The following is an 8024-nucleotide window of genomic DNA, read 5'->3' on the forward strand; positions in this document are numbered from 1 at the left end:
ATTTTTCAAAAATAGGGCTTAAAGCCTTGTACTATAAGGCTTTAAGCCACTTTTTAGCAACTATTTTGTCTACTATGCCGATTATTTATCCCTACTCTTCTCTACACAACTTTAATGTTGCTTGAATTAACTCAAATGCAATTGTACCTTTTTGTGGAATTTCAGGTAATGCTTCATTACAGTCAAACCATTTAGCATCACAGATCTCCTCTTCCTGTAGAATAATTTCGCCACTTTCATAATCTGCCAAAAAGCCAAGCATTAATGAATTAGGAAACGCCCACGGCTGGCTACCAAAATAACGTATATTTTTAACTTTCAACCCTGTTTCTTCAAATATTTCACGATGAACCGCATTTTCAACAGGTTCGCCGGCTTCCACAAAACCCGCTAACGTAGTGTAAATTGTGCCTTTATGACGCAAATGATTTGCCAGCAAAATTTGTCTGCCTTTACGCACCGCGACAATAATTGATGGGCTAATAGTTGGATAAGCTCGATTACCGCAAGCATTACAATGAACCGCAATTTCATTATCTGCCAGTACGGTTTTCTCACCACATTTCCCACAAAATTGATGAGTGCAAAAGAAATGATTTAACGATACAGCCCTATGCAATAAATGACTTAATTCCGGCTCTCTCCCAATTTGCGTTCTTAAATAAGCGAACTCTCGATGATCATCTTCCCCAGTTGCTTTCACTAAATAAACAGGCAAATTTTGATAAATCCCTATTGCTAATTTTTCACGCTCATCCAAGTCAAATTCTTCTGCCAAACCGCAAGGAATTTCGCTTTTCACTAACGCAATGTCAAAATCCTTAACAATAATCCAATATCCTTTACTCATCTTTTAATCCTAACTGCTTGAATAATTTGCGTTTTTCACTTTCCGATAGCACTCGGTATTCTCCGCTGTCTAAATCAGCTAATTCAAAATTGCCTAAACCGATACGAATTAGGCGTAACGTTGGAAAGCCGATATGTGCCGTCATTCGTCTGACTTGGCGATTTTTTCCCTCGTGAATAATCAATTCAACCCAGCTGGTTGGAATGCTTTTTCGCTCACGAATTTTCGGGGCAGATTGCCAATGATAGTTTGGCTCAGAAATCGCTTTTGCTTTCGCGGGCTGGGTTAAACCATCTTTTAACTCCACACCTTTTTCTAATTTCGCTAAATCGGTAAGAGTAGGAATGCCTTCTACTTGCACCCAATAAGTTTTTTGTTTCTCAAATTTTGGGTGAGCTAAACGATGTTGTAGCTCGCCATTATTGGTTAAAAGCAATAAGCCTTCGCTATCTCTGTCTAACCGACCTACAGGGTAAACGTTGGGAATAGCGATAAAATCCTTTAACGTTTTTCGCCCTTGCTCATCGGTAAATTGCGTAAGTACATCATAGGGCTTATTAAAGAGCACGACGGTCGTTTCAGCAAAAGTAAGCGGTCGTTTTTTCTCCCATTTTTGCAAATTTTTAGCAAAATTTGACCGCTTGTTTAGTGCTCTTTTAAAGATTGGTTGTTTCATTTTTTCAAATTCGCCCACGCAACAGAAAGTAAAATAATTGCTCCGCCAATAATCATCTTAAGCGTTGGTATTTCACCAAAACAAAGCCACGCAATCGCAATGGCGTAAACCGGCTCAAGTGAGATAATCATTGAAGCGGTACGTGCATTAATGGTATCAAGGCTTGAAATAAACAAAGTATAAGCAAGTGTTGTACACAAAAAGCCAATGCAGAAAATCCAAAACCAATCTTGTGCAGACACGCTCGGCAATTCGGTTATCGAGAACGGCAGCAGTAAAAGCGTTGCAAAAATATATTGCCACCAACTTGCCTGCACACCGGAAATTTTGCTCATTGTATTGCGGTTAAATACCGCAAGAATGCCGTAAACTAATGCCGAAAAAATACCCCAAAGTAAGCCTCGTGTGGCTTCATTACCAAAGGTAAATTCAGGGGTAACTAAAATCAAACCGATGGTAATTGCAATCAGTAATACGACTTCTCGAAAGCGTAATTTTTCACGGAAGAATAAACTTTCAAACAACGCCACAAAGGCAGGGAAACTGGCAAAACCCAATGTTGCAACCGCAACACCGCCTACCTTAACCGCAATAAAAAACGTTACCCAATGGGCAGCTAATAAACCACTCGATACAGCTTGTTGCCCGATTTGTTTGAGATTTAGCTTTACAAGCGGTTGTTTTTTCCATAAAAAATACAAAGAAATCATCGTAAATGCGATCATCACTCGCCCGAGAACAATGGTTTCAGCAGAGCTGTGAATTAATGCCCCGAAAATACCGGAAGCTCCGAAAAACACTGCTGTGCCGTGTACTTTCAACAGAGCAAGCGTTCTTTTATCCATTATTTGATCCTCTTGGTTTCATCTTGTGGATCAAATTTACGCTCAAACTCGGCATCAAAAGTATTGCTCTCTTGAGCCGATTGTGAATGAAAATGGGTGTTTTGCGAGGTAAAACGCATAAAAACTTTATTTTTTACGCTATTAATCACAAAAGCTTGAATCAATTTTCGGCTAAACGGCAACACGCATAAAATCGCCAAGATATCACTTAAAAAGCCGGGAATAATCAATAAAATGCCTGCTAGAACAAACATTATTGAATTACTCACCGCTTCTGTTGGCATTTTGCCTTGGCTGAGATCTTGCTTAATTGAATAGAGGGTGTAGACACCTCGTAGCTTCACAAACCATAAGCCTAAAAAAGAGATAGCAACTAATAATAAAATAGTTGGTAGCACGCCAATTTCGGAGCCGATGCTAACCAGCAGTGAAATTTCACAATAGATATAAAAGAAAATTCCAAAAAGAACCATTAAAATCGGCATTATTTCCTCACATTTAATTCTGCTTTTGCGGTTAAGTTTTCCGCACCTGTTGCACGCATCACGATATTATCTTCGGTACGAATACCACCAAAGCGTTTAAAATCATCAATTTTCTGCCAGTTAAAGGCGGAAGAATAAGCACTATTTTTCCAGCTACTCAGCAACATATCAATAAAATAGAAACCCGGCTCAATAGTCAGTACCATATTTTCTTGCAAATCACGAGTGCAACGTAGGCTCGGATAAGCCTCTGGCGGTGCTTTGTGGCTACCTCTTGCATTCTGTTGAAAACCTGCCACATCGTGAACCTGAATGCCAAGTAAATGCCCTAACCCGTGTGGGAAGAAAGTTCTGCTGATACCTTCCTCAAAAATTTGTTCTGCCGGTAAATGAATAAATTGATGCTCGGCTAAAAGCTGAGAAATCATCTGCTGCATTCGAGTATGGTAATGCAGATAATTAATGCCAATCGATAAATCAGCAATAATCTCTAATTTAAATTGCTCCATTTTAGCCACCAATTCCGCAAATTCTGATGAACTATCAAAAGCATAAGTTCGAGTAAGATCAGAAGCATAACCATTTACCGTTGTCCCCGCATCAATTAAAAAGCTGTGGCGTTTTGTACCGGTATCAAAATCTAATGCCGTATAATGCAACACCGCTCCGTTTTGATTAATCGCCATAATATTGCCATAAGGTACATTTAGATCAGACTGCTGAGTGGCTTTTAAATATTCAATATTAATTTCAAACTCACTTTTGCCTGCAAAAAAGGCTGCTTTAGCTGCTTGATGTCCTTTCAACGCTGAAAATTGAGCTTGGTAAATACTCTCGATCTCAAATTCAGTTTTAATCGAACGCTCAAAATTAAGAATATTCAGGATCTTCTGCGGATTAACTTGGCTAAAGCCGAGTGAATTTGCAAGCGTACTATCTTCCCCAATAAAAGCACAAGCGGTCGGATTTTGAATAAATTTTGCAATTTCAGTTTCAGACTTAAGTAAAACCCATTCAAATTCAGTGGCAAAAAAAGCCTCAATTGGCACTTTGGGGCTAGAAACCCAATAATCTTCAGGGGCATAAAAGTAAATTGTTGGCTTATTTTTACCGTCTAGGAATAACCAGCAATTTTCAGCTTGGGGATAAGGGAAAAAGTAATTAAAATAAGGGTTAATTTTAAATGGGGCAGTTTGATCGTCTAAAAACAATGTTCTTGCTTTGCCCGAATAAATCCACAAGCCATCTAAAAAGGTTTTCTCGAGTAAGTCTTGTACGACATTTTGCAAGCGAGAGAGATGTTTAGAAAATAATGTTTTCATAAGGAATAGAATGAATAAGTTAATTGTAAATAGAGAATTGGATACTTTGGGGCTACGCTGCCCAGAGCCGGTAATGCTGACCCGTAAAACAATCCGCACGATGGAAGATGGCGAAATTTTACATATTATCGCCGATGACCCAGCAACTACGCGTGATATTCCAAGTTTCTGCGAATTTATGGATCATCAGCTCCTGCAAAAAGAGGTTTCTACCTCTCCCTATCACTATTGGATCAAAAAAGGATTATCCTAAATGTAAGACAAGCGGTGGAATTATGCAAAAAATTTACATAAATCTACCGCTTGTATTCTTAATGGCGAGTTGGTTCGTCATCAAAATCATCATCTTCATCGAAGAACTCGCCATCATCGCCGTACTCATCGTCATCGGCATTTGGATCTTCAAAATACGTTCCCCAACCTTCGTATTCAGCACCTGCTTTTTCAATTAAAGGTAGCAACTCTTTTTGCTGTGCCGTAATGAGATCGGCATTTAAGTTAATTTCACTCACAATATCACACACAAAAATGACTTTTCCATTTTCTTCTTCTACTTCCTCCGCTTCGGAAATTTCATAGCCAAGTTTATAAGCATCAACCACTAGTTTCTCTAATTTATCAAAATCACGGTGTGCGACGTGATGCTCAATAATGTAAAGTGCGTCAGGATCTGAACCGTCTTTTAATAAATTCTCAATAATTTCATCAGTTTCAGAACGTAATTCTTCTAAGTTGTACATATTCAATTCCTCATTTATTCTTCAGTTAATATGGGAGCAAACCAGCTATCTAATTTATCTGAGAGCTTATCCACACCAATTTTATTTAATGCCGAGTAAGCCTCAACTTGAATATCGCCTTGAAAAGGCAAAATTGCCTCTCGCACCATTTTCACTTGTTTAGAGCGAGCGGATTGACTTAATTTATCCGCTTTTGTCAATAGTAATAAAACGGGTAAATCTGCTGAAACTGCCCATTCGATCATTTGTTGGTCAAGATCTTTTAATGGGTGGCGAATATCCATTAAAACCACTACACCACCTAAGCATTCTCGTTTTTGTAAGTATTCACCCAATGCCTTTTGCCATTGAATTTTCATTTGTTCTGGAACAGCTGCATAACCGTAGCCCGGTAAATCCACCAATTTGCAGTTTGGCTCAACTTCAAATAAGTTAATCAACTGAGTTCGACCAGGTGTTTTAGAAGTTCTCGCTAAACTTTTTTGATTTGTGAGGGCATTTAATGCCGTCGATTTACCGGCATTTGATCGCCCTGCAAAGGCAATTTCCACGCCAATGTCTTCAGGTAAATGGCGAATATCCGGTGCAGAAGTTAAAAAATGGGTTTTGTGATAATTTAATTTCATTTTATTCTCTTAATTTAAACGATAAGCCTCGCTCACCGTATTGGTTTGGATTTGGGTTTCCTTTAAAAACACCCCATTCTAAGAAGAGGATCATTGCAATAAATGCAGGCATCACATTGCCAAGTAATACTTTCATTATGCCTTGAGTATAGGCTGATACTAGGTAGCAAATAATCGGCACTAATACCATTAAAAGGGCTTTGCCTGAGCGGTCTCTATCGTGCAAACGTTTCACAATAATCGCAGATAGGCTAAATACTGAAATCCATAGCGGTAAAAAACTTAAAAAAGTTAAATTAGCCAAATCTGTCATAAAAACAGCAACTATCAACAAGAAAATGAAATTGATCAAAAAACCTATCCAAAATCCTTGCCTGTTTAATCTACCTTTAAAGCCAAAAAGTGCATTATACCAAATCATATCTTACCCTAAAGCAACATCTAATATCATCATTACCACGAATCCTAGCATTAAACTTAAAGTTGCAATATCTGTATGCCCATTACTTTGTGATTCAGGAATTAATTCTTCTACCACAACGAAAATCATCGCTCCAGCAGCAAAAGCAAGAGCATAAGGAAGAATTGCCGTCATCGAAAGCACAAAAATCGCACCAATAACCGCTGCAATAGGTTCAACTGCCGCAGACATTGCACCATACCAAAAAGCTTTTTTTCTACTATGTCCCTCAGCTCTAATTGGAAGAGCAAGAGAAGAGCCTTCAGGAATATTTTGTAAACCTATACCTATCGCTAAACCAATCGCCCCCATAATAGAAGCATCTACACTCGCCATTTGGCTTGCTAAAGCTCCAAAAGTTACACCAATAGCCAACCCTTCCGGAATATTATGGATCGTAATGGCTAAAAACAATAAAGTGGTTTTTGACAATCCTTTTGTAAGCTGTTTATTTCCTTCTGCCTGCTCAATAGGCTTACTGAGGTGTAAATGTGGAACGATATAGTCAATTAGTCTGATGAAAGCACCACCGGCAAGAAATCCAATCGCTGCCGGCAGCCAAGCAAGCTCTCCATAATCAGCTTCGGCATAGTCTAAAGAAGGTGAAAGTAAAGACCAAAATGAAGCTGCAATCATCACACCGGCAGCAAAGCCCATCATACTGTCTAATAATTTTCGATTTACCGACCTAAAAAAATAGACAAACGATGAGCCTAAAATTGTGCACCCCCAAGTAAATAACCCTGCTAAAAATGCCTGCCATATGGGAGAAAGCGAAAGAAAATATTCAAACAAAACAAATTAACCATAAAAAATCAATATGGATTTATTCTATCAAATATTCAGATCTATTAATATAGAGTAAATATAGCTATGATGATGATTCTATTTGTAAAATTTAATAAAAACCCCAAGTATTCTTTACCTTGGGGCTTGGAGTTCGTTCTTAATTTTTTTGCTTCTTTAAGAAGCTCACTAAATCGAATTTGAGATAGGTTACTTAAACATTTTCAAGAGGCTGGCTAAACCACCTAATCTAGATAAAGAAAATATTTTCTGGACTGTTATAAATCTATTGATAGATTTTAATAAATACGCTTCTGTCATTCCTGATTCTAAACTCATTTTTAAGCATACCTTTCCATCATCGTTTTTATAAACGGTAACAAATCGCTTTTCACAATTCCACTCATTCATTTCTTTAAATGATATATCGATATCACTAAATGCCATAAATATTTCTATGGAACCATCATCATATCCATTACTTATAAGATAATTCATACCATCACGAGTAAATGCAATAAGACCTCGTTTAACAATTCTCACATTTTCATAATCTGCTTCTTCTAAAATAGACACTAATTGTCTATCTGTGAATTCATCAAAAACTTCTTCATAAGAACTACTCATAGATACCTCCACCGTTTTTATTTCTAGTCAGATTTAACGATAATTGATCTCTCATTTGAGCATCTAAATCTATTTTATAACTAAGTTGATCGCCTAGATCTGTTAAATCATATTGGTATTTATTTCCTATACTATCGGCATAAAACCGTTTACCGTTTTCAAATTTCATTATCAGCATTATTGGGTTCCTATATAAAAACCATATTAACTAAACAAAATATCTCATTATTTTGTCAGTACTTTATTTGTTCTACTTGCATAGCAAGTAGAACAATGGGATTATCCCATTGGCTGTCTAATTTTTATCCCATATTCATTTTGCAAATTTTATTTATAAAAAAGCCGCTTGCTACCTCATTTCAGGTAACAAGCGGTCATTTTTATGCCTTATTCTACAAAATAACCTTCTATGTTATGGTTATGCTAAGATAATAGAGGCTCTTTATGTCTTGTTTATGTTTATGTATTCGTTCTTTTCTTCTGTCTCTTCCGCTTTCGCTTTATTTAGTCAGTCTACTACTATCTCATTCTATCTACTAATAAACTCACTAAATAAAAACCCGACGATGCTCTACTCTCACATGGCGAATCACCACACTACCATCGA

At 37.4% G+C, this 8024-nt stretch carries 12 protein-coding genes; 1 reads left to right on the forward strand and 11 read right to left on the reverse strand.

Features of this window, described 5'->3' with window-relative positions; genetic code table 11:
• Positions 1-91: 91 nt before the first annotated feature.
• From nudC to pepQ, 5 genes are read right to left on the reverse strand one after another with little or no spacing between them, the layout of a single operon-like run.
• Positions 92-850: an NAD(+) diphosphatase gene (nudC, locus tag ACJHV0_RS07945; RefSeq protein ID WP_483133859.1), complete on the reverse strand. Its 759-nt coding sequence runs from the start codon at positions 848-850 to the stop codon at positions 92-94.
• Positions 843-1526, reverse strand: coding sequence for a pseudouridine synthase (locus tag ACJHV0_RS07950; protein ID WP_483133860.1), 684 nt, complete (start codon positions 1524-1526; stop codon positions 843-845). Before ACJHV0_RS07950 ends, nudC begins: the two co-directional genes overlap by 8 nt.
• A complete protein-coding gene (locus tag ACJHV0_RS07955) occupies positions 1523-2371 on the reverse strand; it encodes a DMT family transporter (protein ID WP_483133861.1) in 849 nt (282 codons plus the stop codon). Before ACJHV0_RS07955 ends, ACJHV0_RS07950 begins: the two co-directional genes overlap by 4 nt.
• The gene (locus tag ACJHV0_RS07960; RefSeq protein ID WP_025235368.1) at positions 2371-2856 is read right to left on the reverse strand and encodes an FxsA family protein; all 486 of its coding nucleotides are present in this window, start codon (positions 2854-2856) and stop codon (positions 2371-2373) included. The genes ACJHV0_RS07955 and ACJHV0_RS07960 overlap by 1 nt, the downstream gene beginning before the upstream one ends.
• Complete coding sequence (gene pepQ, locus ACJHV0_RS07965; RefSeq protein ID WP_483133862.1) at positions 2856-4178, reverse strand: Xaa-Pro dipeptidase; 1323 nt, start codon at positions 4176-4178, stop codon at positions 2856-2858. The genes ACJHV0_RS07960 and pepQ overlap by 1 nt, the downstream gene beginning before the upstream one ends.
• Positions 4179-4188: 10 nt before the next feature.
• Here pepQ and tusA point away from each other — a divergent pair, with 10 nt between their 5' ends.
• The gene (tusA, locus tag ACJHV0_RS07970; RefSeq protein ID WP_025216688.1) at positions 4189-4431 is read left to right on the forward strand and encodes a sulfurtransferase TusA; all 243 of its coding nucleotides are present in this window, start codon (positions 4189-4191) and stop codon (positions 4429-4431) included.
• A 58-nt stretch (positions 4432-4489) separates the two neighbouring features.
• Here the strand turns inward: tusA and rraB are convergent, their stop codons facing one another.
• From rraB to ACJHV0_RS08000, 6 genes are all read right to left on the reverse strand, one after another.
• Positions 4490-4918, reverse strand: coding sequence for a ribonuclease E inhibitor RraB (gene rraB, locus ACJHV0_RS07975; RefSeq protein WP_334233756.1), 429 nt, complete (start codon positions 4916-4918; stop codon positions 4490-4492).
• 14 nt (positions 4919-4932) lie between these two features.
• Positions 4933-5544 carry a ribosome biogenesis GTP-binding protein YihA/YsxC gene (gene yihA, locus ACJHV0_RS07980; protein WP_334254352.1) on the reverse strand — a complete coding sequence of 204 codons (612 nt, stop codon included), beginning with the start codon at positions 5542-5544 and terminating at the stop codon, positions 4933-4935.
• Between the two features lies 1 nt (position 5545).
• Positions 5546-5965, reverse strand: coding sequence for a DUF805 domain-containing protein (locus ACJHV0_RS07985; protein WP_334254353.1), 420 nt, complete (start codon positions 5963-5965; stop codon positions 5546-5548).
• Between the two features lie 3 nt (positions 5966-5968).
• The gene (locus ACJHV0_RS07990) at positions 5969-6799 is read right to left on the reverse strand and encodes a ZIP family metal transporter (RefSeq protein WP_483133863.1); all 831 of its coding nucleotides are present in this window, start codon (positions 6797-6799) and stop codon (positions 5969-5971) included.
• Between the two features lie 201 nt (positions 6800-7000).
• Positions 7001-7417: a type III secretion system chaperone family protein gene (locus ACJHV0_RS07995; RefSeq protein ID WP_025236606.1), complete on the reverse strand. Its 417-nt coding sequence runs from the start codon at positions 7415-7417 to the stop codon at positions 7001-7003.
• Positions 7410-7595: a hypothetical protein gene (locus ACJHV0_RS08000; protein ID WP_483133864.1), complete on the reverse strand. Its 186-nt coding sequence runs from the start codon at positions 7593-7595 to the stop codon at positions 7410-7412. The genes ACJHV0_RS07995 and ACJHV0_RS08000 overlap by 8 nt, the downstream gene beginning before the upstream one ends.
• Positions 7596-8024: the final 429 nt, after the last annotated feature.

It is taken from the genome of Mannheimia sp. (assembly GCF_056854775.1).